Here is a 19018-nt window from a genome sequence, read left to right on the forward strand (position 1 = left end):
GATGGAACCGGCAGTTTTGATATGGGTTTGTGTATTAAAGACATGTTCAGGTTAATATAATTGCTCTTCGTACTCTTGCCGCAGGATTGACATAATCACCATGGAGTCGAAGGTATCTCCGCGTTTTACCGCTTCCCGCAGCACTCCCTCCACTTTAAAACCAGCTGTCTCATACACATGCCGTGCTCTCAGGTTGAAATCTTTTACATCCAGCCAAAGCCGGTGTGTCTTGGTGTTCCTGAAGATCCATTCCCGGATCATGCAGACTGCTGCAGTGCCGTATCCGCGGCCTTTCGTATGAAGGACAATCCGCAGAAGACATGTGCACAGATTGGGGTCCTGCAGTCCTGTGACAATAATGTAGCCTGCCGGCTGGCCGATTTTATCCTGAATAATCAGATGCAGGACATCTTCATCAGAGATGGCCGCAGCATGCTTCTCCCTGCTCCATTGCCCAACATAACGGCAGTTGTGCTCGTCCTGCTCGGCGGTCAGTACGAAGTCGAGATCCTGCAGCGCAGTCGGCCGCAGATCTATATTTTGTGAAGTGATAAGCATCCTTACCTCTCTCCTTATATATGAATAAGCTCGAAATATAAGAACACAGTACATGAGATTGGCGGAAATGCCAATACACAAACAGGCTTTTCCCGCGTCCGGTGCCAAGAACGTAGAAAAGCCTGTTTCATCATGAGAAGGTTTGGTTAATTATATTAAATATACCGGGTTCGATATATGATCGATATACATTCGATATACATAAGATCTAATTGCAATATTAGGCTAAGCGGTGGGCATTAACGTTAGGACCCATGGAGTATACGGAGACCTGAGGAGTCGGAATAATGGCTACGGGTTCGGAAGTATGTACGGTGATGTCAGGAGAATAGAGGTAAACACTGTTGCCGGCTTCGGATGTTCTGATCCGGGTGAATTCATTAGCCAGGCTGATTGTTGAGGCGGATGCCAGTGTATGCTCCTTTACCCGGAGCTTGAAAGTGACCAGTGTCTGGTCGACAGCCGGGATTTGGGTGTGCTTCGAGTTGGTTTCAACCTGGATGTCGATGCCGCGCATCGTCGAGTTCATTCCGAAATAAATACCGCCGTCGACGGGATTCATGAAATTAAACTGAAATATATTACTGACCTCGTTGCCCGGGGTGAAAGCGGAATCGCTATAGGCTGATTGTACGAGATATTCCGAGTTATCAAAAACTTCACTGTCATATTGTACTGTAAAATTCATGTAGCTGTAGCCGTGATCATTAGAAGCGAAATTCCGCAGGTTCACGAGCACAGTGACTTCATCTCCCGGCGCATAGGCAGGCTGATCAGTTGTAACCTCGACAGTCATAGCAGGCGGCGTATTGTCTATAGTGACCTCGCGCATCATGGAGAACATAAGGGTAAGGAAATTGGTTCCTTTAAAATATTTTTTTAAGCCTGTCCATCCGTTCATTGTAACAACCTCCATATACTCGTTTGATACTATACGGTGTGTAATCGTTGCTGTGTACATCAATGGTACTATTTGCCACTGATAAAACACTGATAAAAAGTCGAAGTGTGACGGAAAAAATCGAAATGAGAGCGCTTTATTACGGAAAATAGCGAAAAAAATAACCTGGCAGGCTGCTGCCGGGTTATTTTTTTGTTGCTTATATATCTCCAAATTCACTTTACCGCATCCTGCTGCGGCCGATCTGCCTGATTGTGAAAGATTAGGTTCCGAGACGCTTATATGCTTCAAGGAACCACTCCGGGAGCTCCCCGCCCATTTCGTTCCTGTAGGATTCACGGAACTGGGTGAAGCGCCGCTGGGCGCGTAAAGGCTTGCCGATTTCGTAATAGAGCGAGATGATCTGCAGGGCATAGCTTTCCTCCAGCGGTTCAAGCTCGGCCAGGCGCAGGGCATATTCCTCTGCCTCATATTGGCGTCCTGTCTGGATAAGCCCGAGTGTCAGCTGCTCCAGCAGCTTCAGATACAGCTGGCGGTATTTGTCCCTGGCCGAATAAATCCACAGGCTGTCCAGAGACTGCAGCAGCTCGCCCGTATAAAGAGAGGAGGCATCCCGCATACGCTCCAGATCGTTATCCTGCAGCGCTGCAAGAGCTGCTTCCTGAAACCGTTCCGCATCTCCTTCGATGCCCTTGGCTTCCAGCCGGTAATTTTCCCGGTCCGAGGTCAGCTCGATGTTGTCGCCCAGATCGGCATTTTTTAAGGTTTTGCGGATCTGATAGATGGTGGTATGCAGATACTGCTTGCCTTTCTCATAATTCCACTGCGGAAAAACATCGTTCAGGATGACACTGACGCTGCCTTGCCTATGTATCCACAGATAAGCGAATAATTCCTCTGCCTTGTGCGTGCTCCACTTAACAACGCCAAGGGGCCCGGTTAAGGTATGGCCGCCCAGGTACTGAAAGCTTGCGCTCGCGCTTGGGGCCCCCGGCTGTCCGGACTGTGCCCGCCTGGACAGAAACTTGGACCAGGCTTTGCGCAGGCGGGGCGGGTCTACAGGCTTCAGCAGATAATCCGCCGCCGAGAGGTCGAAGGCTTCCACAGCATAGCTGCGGTAGGCAGTCACGAATACGATCTCCGTATCCGGTGAGAACGGCAGCAGATTCTCTGCAAAGGCAAGCCCGGACAGCTCGGGCATTTGAATATCCAGAAAGATCAGATCCGGCTTCTGCTCGGCGGCGGCCGTGAAGGCCTCCCGGGGATTATCAAAGACATGGATTGAAGCAATGTTCTCACATTGCTGCAGCAGCTCGCGCATCTGTTCCAGCGCCGGCCATTCATCATCTACAACCATTACAGAATAATTCAGGAGACCTCATCCTTCCACGGTATTCTTATAAGTACTTCAATTCCCCCGTCCTGGCCGCGGGTAAGCAGCAGCGGGTGGCCGAATTGCTTCAGCAGCCTGCGGTTAATATTTTTAAGCCCGATCCCTGTTCCCTGACGCGGCGAAGAACGGTAGTCGTCCTGCATCCAGTAAGCCAGCTGCTCGTCGCTCATGCCCTTGCCGTTATCGGCGACGGTAATCACAATATTTCCGCCCTGCCGGCTGGTGGTAAGGACCAGGGTGCCCCCTCCTATTTTCTCCATTAGCCCGTGGCGGACAGCGTTTTCGACAATCGGCTGAACGATCAGCGGGGGCAGCATGAATTCAGAGACCTCGATATTGTACTGCACACTCAGCCGCTTGCCGAAACGGGCCTGCTCCAGCGACAGGTAGGCTTCAATCAGCTCCAGCTCCTTCTCGAAGGGGATCGCCGTTTCCTGGTTGCTGAAATCAAAGCTTCCCCTTAAAAAGTGGCTGAGATCGTACAGCAGCTGCCTCGTTTTCTCATTGTCCCTTGTACTCATCCAGATGATCGTGTTAATGGCGTTATAAAGGAAGTGGGGCTTGATCTGGGCACGCAGCATGGCTATTTCCGAACTGAGCCGCTCGGCGACCGACCTTCTCAGATCAACCAGAGTTTTGACACGTCCCTTCAAATCGCTCCAGGCATAGGGTTTATGGATAAAATCGTTGGCTCCGGCCCGGAAGGCTGACTCGTTAAAATGGAGCTGCTGTCCGGCGGTGGCCATGAGAACAGGCAGATCCAGCGGGCTGAAGGTTTTGCGGATGATTCTGCAAAGCTCCAGCCCCGACATTTCCGGCATCATGACATCAATGATGCAGAGGTCGAAATTGCGGTCCTCCGCCAGAAGGGCAAGCGCCTCTTTGCCGCTGCGGATACTGGTGATCGTATAGTTCTCCAGTGACAGCAGGTTGGTTAGCGCCTTGAGGTTGGCATAATCATCATCTACTATCAGGATACGCGGGGAATCCCCGCCGGCTTCGCCTCCCCCGTTATATTGCGGCAGCGGGATGGCGGGGTACTTCCAGTCATCCTCAAAAGCTTCCGGAGGCGGCTTTACCGGTGTAAGCAGCAGCTCGCGGCTTTCGGGCTCTGCTGTTGCCGGCGCAGGCTGGCTGACAGGAATGGCAAAGGTAAAGGTGCTTCCCCGTCCGGGCGCAGATTTGACCTTAATGCTGCCTCCGTGCAGCTCGACAAGCTTGCGGGTGATGGCCAGACCCAGGCCGAGCCCGCCGCTCTCCAGCGAGTCCGCTTCATTGACCTGCTCATAGTCGCGGAATATACTCTCCAGACGCTCCGGGGGGATTCCTCTGCCCGTATCGGTCACGGAGATGGAGATGACATCCTCCCGCCGCTCCGCTTCGAATACCACGCTGCCGCGGTCAGTGAATTTGAGGGCGTTGTCGAGCAGGTTGTACAGGATCTGCATTAGCCGGTGCTCGTCTGCCTCAATCTGATAGACCCCCGGCGGGATGCGGTTCTTGATTCGGATATCCTCCTTGATATTCAGGAACTGGAACACCTCAATCACGATATTGGCGATTCCCTGAATGTCGACCTGCTTCCAGTGGAGTGTGATCCGCTCCCGCTTGATCTGCTCATAATCGAGGATATCTCTGACCATGAACGCCAGCCGTCTGCCGGTACCGAGAATCAGGCGCATATCCTCGCGCTGTGAGGAGCTGAGTGACCCTCCGCTGCCTTCGTAGAGAGATAATGAAATGTTGATAATGGCATTCAGCGGTGTCCGCAGCTCATTGGAGGTTTTCAGCAGGAATTCATCCTTGTCCCTGTCCTTTCGGGCAAGCTGGTGGGACAGCTGCTTGATAGTCTCATAGGCATGGGCATGCCGCGCGGAGAGAAACAGGCCCTCAGCCAGTATGAAAATGGGGCCGGAAACCGGCGGTATGGAATAGAAGCCTGTGCCCAGCACCAGGTTACTGGTCAGCGAGAGTGTAAATATAATGGCGGCGATTGCACCGATCAGCAAATAAAAGGAGCCGATTTCTTTCTTAAGTACAGCGCGGAGCATCACATAAAAGGTATAGATTATTGATATTAAGCTGAAGATTAGCAATATACTGGACGCCCGTGAGTAAAGCCGGATTGAGCTTACGAGTGTCAGGAGAAAGAACCCGATAGAGTAGGTGAACGTAATCCGCTGGAATATCCTTGAATACAGGGCAGGGAACAAAGTGTAGGTATAGCCGGCAACAAAGGAGAAGCCGATTACGCCAGATATCAGCTGCAGTTTGCTGAACCACTCATATGAGATAGAAGGAGACAGGTCAAACAGCAGCTTTTCGCTGTGGGTGAGCATATATAAGACAATCGTAAAGCAGTACATCGCCAGCTGGAACGATGAGTAGTCCTCTTTACGCTGCAATCCCTGACCCAGGAAATAGACGCTGATAAAAGCGAAGCCGGCCACAAGCATCATATCGTAGACGCTGTTCCGCTTGTCCAGTGCCTGAACAGCCTCCGGCGTTCCGATCCGGATGGATTCAGCGATTCCGCCGCTGTCGTAAGTGAAGTTGGAGGCATGGATAACAATTTCAGCACGCCCGCTAACGCTCGGAGAGGTGACTGAATAGGGCTGATTGCGGGGCTCCGTGGTGTTCAGTGTCTGTCCCGGAATGCCGCTGCCTCCCGACGGCTTGCCGTTTATAAAGAGCTGGCTGGCATTGCGGATATTGTTCACCTTGAGCGCAAAGGATTCGTTGTCCGCCGGCAGCAGCAGTTGCAGGCGGTAGGTGGCAAAGCCATAGCGGCCGTAATCCCTTTGCGTCCATGTCTTCCAGCTTCCCGGCACAGAAATGTAGCTTATACCTTCTGCCCGGCTGGTGTTTGCAGGATCAAGCAGCTGATTCCAGTAAAACTCCCACTTGCCGTCCAGCGTAAAGGTTGAATCTTTATCAAAAGTGCAGGCGGACAAATCAATCATGCCGGGCTTTACTGCTGCACATGAATCGCTGTTGCTGCTCAGCAGGGGATATGCTGCGGTTGCTGCGAGCAGGCAGATACAGAGAAAGCCAAGGGTTCTCGTAGCCAGCAGCCTGAAATCAAACAGTTTCATACAGACCTCACTTCGTAGGCTGGAACTTTTTCGTAAAATTCCGCATCAATTCGTCAATAATTTCATCATAGCCCTGCCAGCTTCTGCTTGTCCAGTCACAAGCGTCCGGTAAAGAGTTATTGTATAATTGAGGCTCATGGTTCGAGAAATTTTGAGTATGGTGAGGAGAGGGCAAGTGATGTACTTATTGGATATATCGTCATGGCTGACGGAGGAGCGGCTCCGGGCGCTGCTGGAGCAATACAGGACGCTCGGGCCGCTGCCCGGAATTGGGCTGACCTTTATGAAATCCTTCGTTCCGCCGCTGCCGACCATTGCCATTGTAGGCTTGAACGGGGCGGTATACGGCTTATGGCTTGGCTTCTTATATTCCTGGCTGGGACTGGTAGCAGGCTGTGCGGCGACCTTTCTGATCATCCGGAAGATCGCCTCGCATCCCTACCTGCAAAAGTGGGCCCGCCGGCCCAAGGTAGCCAGAAGCATGATCTGGGTGCGCCAGAGCGGCTTCAGTTATGTTTTTCTGCTCAGCCTGTTTCCGGTTGGCCCGTTTGTCGTCATCAATATGGCCGCGGGGCTGGCCGGAATGCGCCTGCGCTCCTATCTGCTGGCCATTGGTGCAGGCAAAGCGATTATGGTGTTCGCCGTGTCCTATATCGGCAATGATGTTCAGCGGTTTATCCGTAATCCGTGGGAGATTATCTATGTGCTGCTGTTTATCGGTCTCTCATTATGGTGTGTGAAAACAATCGAAACCCGGTTTGCCCGGGCGGCGGGGGGAGATCCGTTACACCATGAATAGGCGGCGGATTGCAGATTCTGTCTCTGTCTGGCCAGAGTGGTGGAGCCAGCTGTTCGTAGCACCGCTGTAGCTGTAATCCTGCCCCCACTCCATTCCGCGGACAGTGATATTCTGAACAGCTTCTATGATGGAGTCGACTTCAGCTTCGCTCATAATGGGGTGCAGGGAGATGCGGACCCAGCCCGGCTTGGAGGACTGGTCACCGGCATGCAGATCCTGGACAATCAGCTCGGACTGCTTACGGTCAAGCCCCAGCAGATAATGACCATAGGGGCCGGCGCAGGAGCAGCCGCCTCGCGCCTGGATGCCAAAGCGGTCATTTAGCAGCCTTACGGCGAGATTGTAATGGATATCCTGCAGGGTGAACGATACGATGCCATGACGCTCTGTCTGTCCGCCAGCGAGGATAGAGCAGCCGGGAATCCGGCCAAGTCCGGACAGGAGCCGCAGGCACAGCTCCTGCTCCCGCAGCCTCATCCATTCCCCGCTGCCGTTCATCCGCTCCTTCAGCTTTATACAGAGCGCGGTGCGGATCGCCTGCATGAACCCCGGTGTCCCTCCGTCTTCACGTACCTCCACGTCAGCGATGTAGCGCCGGCCGCCCCAGGGGTTGACCCACACCACAGTTCCGCCTCCGGGTTCATCGGGCAGCCTGCCGCAGCAGAGCCCGGCGTCAAAGAGCAGGACTCCGCCGGTACCGGGACCGCCGAGAAATTTATGCGGAGAGAAAAAAACAGCGTCGAGCTTCTCCAGCGGCGAGGCGGGGTGCATATCAATAGCCGTATAAGGTGCGCTCGCGGCAAAGTCAATAAAGCAGAGACCCCCGTGACGGTGCATGGCCGCGGCCAGTTTGGCGTAGGGGGTCTCAATTCCGGTTACGTTGGAGCAGGCGGTAAAGGAGCCGATCTTGAAACGGCGGTTCCGGTAATGGAAGAGCAGCTCTTCCAGGGCAGCCGGGTTTATGTTGCCGTCCGCTCCGGCAGGGACTGTAATGACATCCCCGATTCCCTCGTGCCAGGGCAGCAGGTTGGAATGATGCTCCATATGACTGACAAAGATGACCGGGCGTTCCTCCGGCGGACAATGGAAGCTCTGGCGCTGCCACTCGGGCAGCTTCAGGCCCATCAGCCGCTGCAGCTTGTTGACCGCGCCGGTTGTGCCGTTGCCGCAGAAGAGCAGAACATCCTCTGGTCCTGCATGAACATGCTGTCTGATGATGCTGCGCGCCTCATTGTAAGCCATTGTCATCGTCAGCCCGGTGCTGTTGGAATCGGTATGCGGATTGCTGACATAAGGGCCGAAAGATTCCTGGATCTGGCGCTCGATCGGCTCATATAGGCGCCCGCTGGCCGTCCAGTCAGCGTAAATCAGCGGCTTGCGCCCAAAGGGTGTCGTGATTTGATGGCGGATGCCGATCGTATGCTCGCGAAATGCGGTGAAATGTGCCGCAAGCGAAGCCGGGGCCTCCTTGGGGAAGGCAGGGTTGATGGTTAGCACGGGCAATCCCTCCAGCCGGTTATTTCTGGCTGACACCGCTGCCGGCTGTTTCCTGGTAGATTCCGGCTGTGTCATTATGGCTCAGTATATGCCCGGTGCAGGAAATAGGTTAAAGCCCATGCAGATTATCTAGATAAAGAGCTGCATGTCACTCTCCAGCGCATCCTTCAGGTAAGCCGAGGCATCCATAATTTCAACCTCCGGAAGCAGCTCTTCGGGCTTGAATCCCATGATCTCTACAGACAGCTTGCAGGCATAGAATTTGATGTTCTTTTTACGGGCGCCTTTGAGGAAGTGAATCAGCTTGGGTGCGTTATTGTCCTCCATCATCTCCTCCAGCATCATCCGGCCCAGGCCGCTGAAATTCATATGCGAGAGCGGCAGCTGCTGCGGCCCCTTGGGGGTAAAGACATCCATCAGCTTTTCGTAGACCGTCTTGTCCTCCAGGGTCATTTTTTCCGGATCGCGTACCAGAAACAATCCCCAAAAAGCAAAAAACATCGTGACCTCAACCTCAATATCCCGCGCTGCATTAGCCAGAATCAGTCCGGCCATTGCCTTATCATATTCGCCGCTGAACATCAGCAGATTTAGTTTTTTGTCCATCTTTGTGTACCTCCGCCATTTCAGGATGCGGTTAGTATGCTTGCAGCGGCTGCGGTGTATGCCTGCTGTCACAAAGATGTACTTGTAGGCCCCCCCGTTCCCCCGCGTGTAGGCAGCAACGAAAAAAAGCCCCCGGTTGGGAGCTTGCAATGCATGGCAATAATTACCCTTCAGAGCTGTCCCGGTCAGCAGGCTCGCTCTCAGCCGGGCGGCGCAGGTCATAATGGCGGGCGGACCACCAGATACTGCCGGTAAACAGCACGATCAGTCCGAGGATAATGGCAAACCGCCAGTCGCCGGCCTTGAAGTTCAACTGCAGAACAGTCAGTACCAGCGCGACCTGTGTCCAGACCAGCGTTCTTTTGCGGAAAGCGGTAATATTCCCTTCCATAGCGGGCATGCCGCGGATGATCCTGTAGGCGAGGATGGCCAGAATCAGCGCAAAAATGATTGTGCCGATCAATTCTGAATTGGAGAACGCATTCATCTTCTCGAAATCCTTTCGGGTTAACTTCCTATTGCGTTAGCAGTACAGTACAAGCTTATTATAGCGGTCCGCAGCCCTTTTACCAAGTGCAGACCGCGTTAGTTCTTATGAGGCCATTCTATTCAGGATTTCCTCCGCCGGGAGCGGGGGGGAGAAGTAAAAGCCCTGGATATGCGGGCAGTCATGATTGACCAGGAACTCGAGCTGTTCCGCTGTTTCCACGCCTTCGGCGATCAGGTCATAGCCGAGCTGCGAGGCCACGTAGACAATCGACTTGATAATAGTTTCGTCAATCGAACTGATGCCGATGCCGGTGATGAAGGTCCGGTCGATCTTGATTTTGTTGACCGGGAAATGCTTCAGATAGTTAAGCGATGAATATTTGGTTCCGAAGTCATCGATCGAGACGATGATGCCATGGTCGCGCATCTGCTGCAAGAGCGGATAATGCTCCTCCAGCAGGGCTGTGCTCTCGGTAATTTCGAACTCCAGCACCTCGGTGTCAAGGCCGTAATGCTCAAGCACCGACAGCAGGTTTTCAATCAGATTGCGGTTGTAGAACCAGCTGTTGGAAATATTAATGGAGGTCCGCAGCAGCGGCATCCCGAGCTTCCGCCATTCGCAGAGCTGTCGGCATACCTCACGGATAACCCAGTCTGTCAGCTGGATCATCAGGCCTGCCTCCTCGACAGCAGCAATAAAGGTACCGGGGCCGATCAGCCCCTTCTCGGGATGATTCCAGCGGATCAGCGCTTCTAGTCCGACCATTTTACCGGTAACAGCATTAATCTGCGGCTGGTAATGCAGCACGAACTCTTCACGCTCCAGCGCAGAAAGCAGGTATTTGGCGATCATGGTCTTCTGCTCCAGCTTCTCGCGCAGTTCCCAGTCAAAAATGAAGTAATTGCGGTTCTCCAGCGACTTGGCCTGGTACATGGACATATCGGCAAATTTGAGCAGATCATCTGTACTTGTGGAATGCTCCGGGTACAGTGAAATTCCGATGCTTGTCGACAGGCTCAGGTGGGCACCGGCAATCAGCAGGGTCTGCGAGATCAAGGCGCTGATCTGTCCGGCAATGTCCGGGATTTCCTCCTGCGGCAGATCCGAGAAGACCATGACGAACTCGTCCCCCCCGGTACGTGCGAACAGCTGGAAGGGAAGTCCTGCGCCCTTGAGCCGGCCGGCCAGTGTCTTGATGACCTGATCTCCGATGGAATGGCCGAGTGTATCGTTGATTTCCTTGAAACGGTTCAAGTCAAAGAAGAACAGGGTGTAGGTCTGTGTCGGCTCCGAGCATTGCAGCAGGCGCTCGAATTCATCCATGAAATACCGCCGGTTCGGAATATCGGTCAGGCTGTCATAATGGGCAAGCTTCTCATACAGCTTCTGGGAGACGCTGAGATCACGGGTGCGGAGATTGACTACACGCTCCAGCTCATGATTAAAACGGTTCTGATGCCAGTAAAAATACAGGATAAAGGCGACGACCAGCAGACAGGCTATATCAATCCACAGGACGCTGCGGAACACCTCCCATTTTGTCTGGGCCGGAAGAAGCGTCCCCATCAGCCAGTGCTGGTTATAGATATCGATCGGGGTGTCCACCAGTTGTCCTGCAGCTTTAGCTTTGTTGCCGAACAGCAGGCTATGGTCCACGTCTGTTACATAGACGGAAGAGTCCAGGGACTGCATCTGCTCAGCAATATCCTCCACCGTTACCGTTGCGGAGACGATGCCGGCAAAGGTGTTGCCGTTATAAACGGCCTGCCGGATGACCATGCCGTATTGGCCCTGAGCCAATATACGGGGGCCGTCAATGGTAATACTGCGGGAGCGGATCGTCTCCTGAATCATGCCGGATGAAGAAAGGGCAGGATCAAGCAGCAGGTTTTTATTCAGAATGGAGGTGTTGCCTGAAAGCGGATAGAGATAGCGGATAACACCGTCCGGAGCAATCACAATATTCATAACAGTGGTGCTGGAATTGTTGTAGGCGGTGAGCAGATACTGGTTAATAAGAGCAGGCTCTGCGTCAAAGCCTACCGTTTGAATGAAGGAGCTGATTCCTTTGACAATCGATACTTTCTCTTCAAGGTTTGAGGTCAGTGTGACAGCCTGCGAGGATAGATCGGCTTTTTCGGCACGGTATTCCCGTTCTACCGATATGGAATAGTAATAGAAGAGAGAAAGCTGCAACACGACTAAGAAGCCGAGGATGATTGTTAAAGGCTTTTTGTTAATGAAAGCCATGGAGTGCCTCCGATATCAGAAAATTCAACATTCTATAAGCAATTTGGGCAAAAGTGGTTCCTGCACCACCGTCAAATGTCGAGATATGTCGTAGGTGTCTCTATAGCATGTCATTTTTTGTGTTTTTGTGCAAGGAAAAACCTAATAGCCTGGGGGATAATCACAAAAAACGGATAAATACGATCCGCCTAAGGGCAGCTTGTATTTATCCGTTGCTCTTGCAGGTACTGCTATATGAATTTCGGCCAAAAGCAGCGTCAGCTTATTTCTTGAAAATACGCAGTGGCGCGCCGACCGGCAGGAAGGTGCGTCCGAAATGGGCGTTAAGCACGGAAGCTCCGCAGCCGTAGAGGGAAACCGCCGCAATCGCCATTTCCGATACCGCAGCCAGCTTATGGAAGAATTCAGCGGCAACACCGAAAGCATCCATGGAAAGGCCGAGGAACAGGAAGTCAATCAGGATGAAGATAATCAGCAGGACCCGGTTGGCTTCGACTGCACCGATGGTCATGAACAGGGTGAAGATCAGATAACCCAGGAAAACAAAGCCAAGCTGCTTGGGATCAACGCCTTCAGCCAGTGTTGCACCGAATACGCCGAGCTTAATCAGCCAGCTTGCGCCCATGCCGAACCAGAAGAAGGCGTACGCGCCGAATGCAGTCATGCCGAAGGTGTTATTGTGCTTGGCATCCTGAATGGAGGCGAACAGCTGGGCGAAGGCTCCGAGGAAGATTGCCCAAGGAATAGCGTAGCTGAGTCCTGTGGTAATTTCGAGCTTTTGTGAAGAAGCGACCAGGGTAACGATAGCAAGTCCGAATAAGCCGATGGCGCTGGGGTCGGCGGTAACGATTTTGACGGATTGCGTGGATGGGGATTGCGCTGACATAGCAATTAAAGCCTCCAATTTTCAAAAGTGTACGCATAGGATAACAGCACCCGCTCAGGGTGCTGTTATCAGCTTGCCTATCATATCATATCGCCTTTAACTTGCCTATAAAAGAAGTATTCATTTTTTGGCGAATATCAGATTATTTTGCGATAAAAATGAATAAATTTCCACAGCTTGCATCGGCCGGCTGATATAGTAGCCCTGCAGCTCATCACTGCCCAGCCTGCGAAGCAAATCAAACTGCGCCGCCTGTTCAATGCCTTCAGAGACAACCTTCAGCCCAAGATTATGGCTCAGCTCGATAATGGACTTCACGAGCACATCACCCTGAGGCTCCAGGGTCATCTCGGAAATAAAGGAGCGGTCAATCTTGATCACATCTACCGGGAAGCGGCGCAGATAGCTCAGCGAGGAGAAGCCTGTGCCGAAATCGTCCAGCGAGATCCGCAGCCCGTGGCTTCTCAGCCCCTGGAGCGAGGACAGGATATTGTCCCCCGAGACCAGCACACTCTCAGTAATCTCAAGCTCCAGGCTGCTGCTGGGCAGTCCGTATTCCGCAAGCAGCGACAGCAGCAGCCCGGTGAGGCCGGGCTGCATCAGCTGCACCGCCGAGATATTAACGGCAGCCGTCAGCTCCAGGCCTTCCGCACGGAAGCGGCTCAGGTCAGAGCAGACCTGCCGCAGCACCCAGCTGCCGATGCTGACGATGGAGCCGCTGGTTTCGGCCAGCGGAATGAATTCAGCGGGGGAAACGGGCCCGTGGGAAGGGCTTGTCCAGCGCAGCAGGGCCTCCAGCTTGGCCACCTTCAGGCTGTCAGAGGCCAGGATCGGCTGATAATGCACTTCGAATTCATCATTGATTACTGCTGACAGCAGCTGCTGGGACAATACCTTCCGCCGCCGGATGCTCTCCTCCAGCTCCTCCGAGTACTGCAGGATGCTGTTGCGTCCGGATTCCTTGACATGGAACATGGCCAGATCAGCCTGCTTAACCAGATAATCGGCATCCTCACCGTTCTGCGGGTAGACACTGACACCGATACTGGCCGTATTGTAGAGCAGGTGACCCTGGATGCGGTGCGGCAGGGAGAGTGCATCCTGTATGCGGGACAGTTGTACATTCATGCTGTCTGAATCAGGAGCGTCGGCAAGCAGAATGGTGAATTCGTCCCCGCCAAGACGGGAGACAACATCATGCTTGCCGATGACCCTGGAAATCCGGAGGGCAATCTCCCTCAGCATCGCATCCCCGAAATCATGGCCGAGCGTGTCATTGACCGTTTTGAAATGATCAAGGTCAATAAAGACCAGAACGATCTGCCGGCCGGTATTTTTGACTGAGGCAATAGCTTCATTAAGTTTGGTAAAGAACAGCGAGCGGTTGGGGAGCTGGGTCAGCGGATCCAGCATCGACTGGAGCTGAAGCTCCTTCTGGGCCTGCTCCAGCGAATCAATCATCCGGTTGAATTCCTGCTCGACTTCGCTGAACTCATCGCTTCCGGAGCTGCTGATCCGGATGGACAAGTCCTTGCTGCTGCCGATGGCACGGATGTTCCGGACAAGCGCTGTCATTCTTCCGAGTATGGAACGCTTGACGAAGATGAGGCAGGCTACGCACATCAGCAGGGTCCAGGCCAGAAAGAATTTCCGGAAGCTGGTGATGGCTTTCAGCCCGCTTTCGTATATCTCCCGCGGATGCTGCAATATCATTTCTATTGCAGGATTGCCGAATAAATCGTTAACTACAGTATGGATGGACATCATCCCGCCGGAATCTGAGCTCATCCATACCGTCTGTCCCTTGCCCGCTGCCGGTACCGCAGAATCAATGGACTTCATCTGCAGCAAGGTCTGCGTACCTTCCCGCATACGGACCATTTCTTCCTGCTGCAGCAGCCTGACGGCAACGGCAGTTCCGACTGCCGGCAGGTCTCCGCTGCTGTTGACGATCGGGGCCAGCGTAATCAGCATCGGGACGTTACCGTGCAGCATCATGCCGGAAAGGCCGGTCCCGGACTCCGCGGGGCTTGTCAGCTTGCTTCGGATAAGACCAAGCAGCGTAAGGTACTCCGGGGTCAGCGAGGATACTGTGCCGGTATCGGAATCATATACGCCGCCGTAACGGGGCTGTCCGGAATTGTCCAGAAGGGCGGTCATATCAAAGTGATTGGTTTCATAGGTGAGCGGGCCGAAATTGCTGTCCAGATAGGTCTGCCTGTATGCAGCCGGCCATTCCCCAGGCGCTTCCGGCTGCATAAACCGGTAGGTGTCATCCCATGTGGAATATTTCAGTAACCCGGTCTTCATCATTTGCAGCTCGCTCTGATAGGTCGCAATCACGTTATCCAGCTTGCTCTGCAGTGCTGCCTCATCCAGCTTCTCAAAGCGGTTCAGCAGAATAAGGTGCAGGAGCAGATAAGTGACACCTAATCCGAACAGGGCTGCAACACTGATGAAGATTATTATTTTTCGGCTCAGCTTCATGTTGCTCCCCTTCTAGTATTAATAGATTTATTAGGAAATAAGTACCACATAAACCAGTGTAACACGAATAGGTAATATTTTGCAGCGTTAATCTGTCCCAAGTGTCGAAATTTGATGTATAATAATCTTGCAATAATAATAATCACATAAATTCATAGAAGGAGATAGCGTCTGGGATGGATAAATGGACTTTATTTAAGAAGATTACACGGTTTGGAACGATTCCCGTGATGCTTATACCGGTTGTTTTGGGGACGGTCGGGGCATACGTATGGGAAGGCAGCTTCCATCCGTTTTTGTTTGTTATAACGCTTGTCGGTGCGGTATCCGCCCATCTGTTCTCGAATATGGTGAATGATTTATGGGACTTCCGCAATGGTACGGATACAGAAGCGAAGAATACACCGGGAATGGTTTCGACAAACTCCGGTTTTTTGTCAGGCGGGCTGATGAAGGAATCCCTCTTTGCCCTGATGACCTGGTCACTGCTGGCGCTGGCCGTGGCCTGCGGCCTGATCCTCAGCATTTCCAGCGGCTGGGAGACGCTCTGGTTCGTAGCGGCCGGGGCACTGATTGCCTATTTCTATGTGGCACCGCCGCTGCGGTTCGGATACCGGGGCAAGGGCTACAGTGAGTTTGCGATCTTCGTCGCTTTTGGAGTAATGCCCGTATTGGGCTCTTATTTCGTGCAGACAGGTGAATTCAGCCTGAAGCCGGTGCTGCTGTCTATTCCGGTAGGTCTTTTGACCACCCTGCTCCTGTTTAATCACCATTTCCTGCACTGGAGAGCAGATGAGCAGGCCGGCAAGCGCACGCTGGTTGTCGTATGGGGGGAACGCAGAGCCCTTGTGTTTTCCCGCATCCTGCTGTTTCTTTCATACGGCTCTTTAATTGTATGTGTAGTGTACGGCGTACTGCCGGTTTACGCGCTGCTGGCGCTGCTTACTGTATTTGCACCTTTGCAGGTATACCGCGGGCTGGAGCCGCAGAATGCCTCGCTGGCTTATCTGCCGTTAATGGGTGCTTCACAGCAGGCCTCTGTCCGCTGCGGCTTGATTATGGCACTGGCCCTGCTGATTCAGGGGCTTATCTAACCTAATTCCCATACCAGAAGGAGAGAACAATAATGGACCACAATAAAGAACAGGCGGAACAGCATCAGCCGGCGGTGGGCAGCCAGACCGTACTCGGAGATTTTCATACCATTCTGTCGGAGGGAAAAGTGTGGAAGACGGGCGGCTTTGCGCTGCCTGACGGCTCATTCTGGGCCTACCGTGAGCCTGAAGCGGTAGTTATTGTGCGTAACGGCTACCTGTATGTCCGGGCGCAGCTCAGCCGCCAGCATAACCAGGTGCAGATTCTCGACAATGCCAAGCATATGTATTATTCGGCGCAGCCGGTGGACATTCCCGAGGAAGGGGAGATCAGCTTTGAGCTGCAGATCCGCGCCCGTACACAGGGTACGGCTCCCGGAGATTTGTACGACGGGTACGTCTCGCTGAATCTGCTTGATTTCACGACCGGCGCGGCCCTTGATTTCTTTGCCGGCAATGATAAATACGCCAGCGTCTACGGCATTCTGCCCTTCCCGGGCGTCCAGGTTCCGGATACAGGCGGTACGAAGTATTTCTGCATCTTCACAGAGGCGGAGGATTTCAAGCCGCGCGAGTTCAACACCTACAAAATTACGTACCACCGCGGAAATGACGAGGCTGTCTTCTATGTTAACGGCAGGGAAGTACGCCGCGAGCAGAATGTTCCAGTTAAATTCAACAGCTTTACCGTGGCCCTCGGCATTATGACGGAAAAGGATCTGACCCCCGAAGGCAGCGTGTCGGCACATGGCCAGACTGTTATCGCTGAATGGTCCCCGGTGACCGTAACAACGACGGCACGCTAATAGACCGGGCCTATTAATAGAGCGGCGGAACCGCTGCAAAGGGTTTATTTTGTGAAGAGTAAGGATGGGTTGCGGTGAATGTAAGGAGCTTTCTGCGATTTGTGGAGCTGCCGACCAAGGTGGCCAGTATGCTTCCGTTCCTGCTGGGGACGCTGTATGCGCTGTACCGGTTTGAGGATTTTTATATGCTGCGGTTTATCCTGATGCTCGTGTCCCTGCTCAGCTTCGATATGGCGACAACGGCCATCAACAACTACTATGATTTCAAAAAAGCGGCCAAAAAGCATGGCTACGGCTATGAGACCCATAATGCCATTGTCCGCTATAAGCTAAAGGAAAGCACCGTGATCGCAACGATCACCGTTCTGCTCCTTCTGGCTGCAGGCGGGGGCATCGCCCTTGTCTTCCAGACGGGGCTGCTGATCCTTTTGCTGGGCGGGCTGTCGTTCCTGATCGGCATCCTGTATTCCTTCGGACCGATTCCGATTTCGCGGATGCCGCTCGGCGAGCTGTTCTCGGGACTGTTTATGGGCTTTGTGATCATCTTTATATCGGCCTACATCCACTCAGACCAGAGCGTGGTTACGCTGCTGCTGCAGGGCGGCTGGGTCGATCTGCATGTCAACCTTATTGAGGTTGTGTACATCTTCTGGTTCTCGGTGCCCGCGATTCTCGGAATTGCCGGAATTATGCTGGCCAACAATATCTGTGATATCGAAGATGATCTGGAGAACCGCCGGTATACCCTGCCGGTCTATATCGGCCGCAACCATGCGCTGCTGCTGTTCAAGCTGCTCTATTATGCTTCTTTTCTAGATATGATCGTTCTGCTGATTCTCGGGGTCCATCCGCTGCTGGTGGCGCTGCTGCTGATTACGCTGGTTCCCCTGCGCCGGAATATTGCCCTGTTCCAGGAAAAGCAGGAGAAGGCCTCCACCTTTATCCTGTCAGTCAAAAATTTCGTGCTGATGAGTACGGCGCGGATCATTGTGCTGGCTGCCGCAGTCCTGCTGGGGCTGCTGAATATCTGACAGCTGCATCATTAGTGATGCTTCCTATTCTATGATATGGTGTCAGTAGATATATTCACGTTCTTATTCTTATACAAGGAAGGTGTGCATCTATGACGCAGAAGCTCAGATGGGGAATACTCGGCTGTGCCCAAATCGCAACCGGCTCGGTCATGCCGGCCATTCAGGAATCAAAGACAGGTGTGATCGAGGCGGTAGCGAGCCGGGGGCTGGAAAAAAGCAGTAAGGTCGCGGCGGAGTTTGGTGTCAGCAAGGCCTACGGCAGCTATGAAGAGCTGCTGGCGGATCCGGGGATTGACGCTGTATACATTCCGCTGCCCAATCATCTGCACCGGGAATGGGTAATCCGTGCAGCCGAAGCAGGCAAGCATGTGCTGTGCGAAAAGCCGATTGCGCTCAGCAGCGCGGAGGCGGAGGAGATGGTGGCCGCCTGCAGCAAGGCGGGTGTGCATCTGGCCGAAGCGTATATGTACCGGCATCATCCGCGCATTGCGCAGCTGCGGGAGATCATCGCCCGGGGGGACATCGGTGAGCTGCGGGCGATCCGCGGTGCTTTTACCTATAACGATGCAACGGACACGACAAATATCCGCTTCAAGTCCGCCTGGGGCGGCGGCTCGCTGTATGACGTCGGCTGCTACCCGCTCAGTGCGGCGCGGCTGCTGTTTGATGCGGAGCCGGAAGCGGTGACGGTACAGGCCATTTTCTCTCCGGAGCATGATAATGTGGACATGATGGCTTCAGGCCTGGTAGAGTTTCCGGGCGGTGTAAGCCTGACCTTTGACTGCGGAATGTGGGCGTATAACCGCCAGCTGCTGGAGGTGCTCGGCACGGAAGGGATGATCGAGATTCCGATGCCGTTCAACGCCAGATTTGAAGACGCCGATTTTCTTGTCTACAAAGGCGGCGAGGTAAGCCGGTTTGCAGCGGCCGGCGCCAATCCGTATGTCGAGCAGGCTGATCACTTCGCTGCTGCCGTAAACGGAGGGAAGCCGTTTGCCGCAGAGAATGATCCCGTGCTCAGCATGCGGCTGATTGAAGCCTGCCTTGACTCCGCCCGGCGGCGGGAGCGGGTCAGCCTGACATAAAGTAAATAAACGGCAAAAACCTCCGTATCCGCTGTAG

Annotated in this window: 15 protein-coding genes; 5 read left to right on the forward strand and 10 right to left on the reverse strand. The window is 53.5% G+C overall.

Annotated features, from left to right (window positions below):
• Nucleotides 1–51: 51 nt before the first annotated feature.
• The 4 genes from BLR64_RS18115 to BLR64_RS18130 form a co-directional block, all read right to left on the reverse strand.
• Entirely contained in the window at nt 52–558 is a 507-nt protein-coding gene (locus tag BLR64_RS18115; RefSeq protein ID WP_090716251.1) for a GNAT family N-acetyltransferase, read from the reverse strand.
• A 220-nt stretch (nt 559–778) separates the two neighbouring features.
• Nucleotides 779–1459 (reverse strand): cohesin domain-containing protein, encoded by a 681-nt coding sequence (locus BLR64_RS30375; RefSeq protein WP_167360718.1) that lies wholly within the window; start codon nt 1457–1459, stop codon nt 779–781.
• A gap of 262 nt (nt 1460–1721) precedes the next feature.
• The gene (locus tag BLR64_RS18125) at nt 1722–2816 is read right to left on the reverse strand and encodes a response regulator (RefSeq protein ID WP_090716255.1); all 1095 of its coding nucleotides are present in this window, start codon (nt 2814–2816) and stop codon (nt 1722–1724) included.
• 11 nt (nt 2817–2827) lie between these two features.
• Complete coding sequence (locus BLR64_RS18130; protein ID WP_090716256.1) at nt 2828–5947, reverse strand: ATP-binding protein; 3120 nt, start codon at nt 5945–5947, stop codon at nt 2828–2830.
• A gap of 178 nt (nt 5948–6125) precedes the next feature.
• Here BLR64_RS18130 and BLR64_RS18135 point away from each other — a divergent pair, with 178 nt between their 5' ends.
• Nucleotides 6126–6746, forward strand: a complete 621-nt coding sequence (locus tag BLR64_RS18135; protein WP_090716258.1) for a TVP38/TMEM64 family protein — start codon at nt 6126–6128, stop codon at nt 6744–6746.
• Here the strand turns inward: BLR64_RS18135 and BLR64_RS18140 are convergent.
• From BLR64_RS18140 to BLR64_RS18165, 6 genes are all read right to left on the reverse strand, one after another.
• On the reverse strand, nt 6732–8243 hold the full coding sequence (locus BLR64_RS18140; protein ID WP_244157754.1) for an aminotransferase class V-fold PLP-dependent enzyme: 1512 nt from the start codon (nt 8241–8243) through the stop codon (nt 6732–6734). The two genes, BLR64_RS18135 and BLR64_RS18140, sit on opposite strands and share 15 nt — an antisense overlap.
• Before the next feature lie 129 nt (nt 8244–8372).
• The gene (locus BLR64_RS18145; RefSeq protein ID WP_068728270.1) at nt 8373–8849 is read right to left on the reverse strand and encodes a DsrE/DsrF/DrsH-like family protein; all 477 of its coding nucleotides are present in this window, start codon (nt 8847–8849) and stop codon (nt 8373–8375) included.
• A gap of 163 nt (nt 8850–9012) precedes the next feature.
• Entirely contained in the window at nt 9013–9336 is a 324-nt protein-coding gene (locus BLR64_RS18150; protein ID WP_090716261.1) for a hypothetical protein, read from the reverse strand.
• 105 nt (nt 9337–9441) lie between these two features.
• Entirely contained in the window at nt 9442–11589 is a 2148-nt protein-coding gene (locus BLR64_RS18155; RefSeq protein WP_090716262.1) for a bifunctional diguanylate cyclase/phosphodiesterase, read from the reverse strand.
• Nucleotides 11590–11851: 262 nt separating this feature from the next.
• A complete protein-coding gene (locus BLR64_RS18160; protein ID WP_090716264.1) occupies nt 11852–12475 on the reverse strand; it encodes an acetate uptake transporter in 624 nt (207 codons plus the stop codon).
• A gap of 120 nt (nt 12476–12595) precedes the next feature.
• Nucleotides 12596–14962 carry a bifunctional diguanylate cyclase/phosphodiesterase gene (locus BLR64_RS18165; RefSeq protein WP_090716266.1) on the reverse strand — a complete coding sequence of 789 codons (2367 nt, stop codon included), beginning with the start codon at nt 14960–14962 and terminating at the stop codon, nt 12596–12598.
• Nucleotides 14963–15138: 176 nt separating this feature from the next.
• Here BLR64_RS18165 and BLR64_RS18170 point away from each other — a divergent pair, with 176 nt between their 5' ends.
• The 4 genes from BLR64_RS18170 to BLR64_RS18185 all read left to right on the forward strand — a co-directional run bounded on the left by BLR64_RS18170 (nt 15139) and on the right by BLR64_RS18185 (nt 18981).
• The gene (locus tag BLR64_RS18170; protein ID WP_090716268.1) at nt 15139–16056 is read left to right on the forward strand and encodes a prenyltransferase; all 918 of its coding nucleotides are present in this window, start codon (nt 15139–15141) and stop codon (nt 16054–16056) included.
• 32 nt (nt 16057–16088) lie between these two features.
• On the forward strand, nt 16089–16862 hold the full coding sequence (locus tag BLR64_RS18175; protein WP_244157755.1) for a DUF6081 family protein: 774 nt from the start codon (nt 16089–16091) through the stop codon (nt 16860–16862).
• Nucleotides 16863–16936: 74 nt separating this feature from the next.
• Complete coding sequence (gene menA / locus BLR64_RS18180; protein WP_090716269.1) at nt 16937–17893, forward strand: 1,4-dihydroxy-2-naphthoate polyprenyltransferase; 957 nt, start codon at nt 16937–16939, stop codon at nt 17891–17893.
• A gap of 92 nt (nt 17894–17985) precedes the next feature.
• Nucleotides 17986–18981, forward strand: coding sequence for a Gfo/Idh/MocA family protein (locus tag BLR64_RS18185; RefSeq protein WP_090716271.1), 996 nt, complete (start codon nt 17986–17988; stop codon nt 18979–18981).
• The last annotated feature ends 37 nt before the right edge of the window (nt 18982–19018 follow it).

Source organism: Paenibacillus typhae (genome assembly GCF_900099765.1).
Classification (GTDB): domain Bacteria; phylum Bacillota; class Bacilli; order Paenibacillales; family Paenibacillaceae; genus Paenibacillus_AQ; species Paenibacillus_AQ typhae.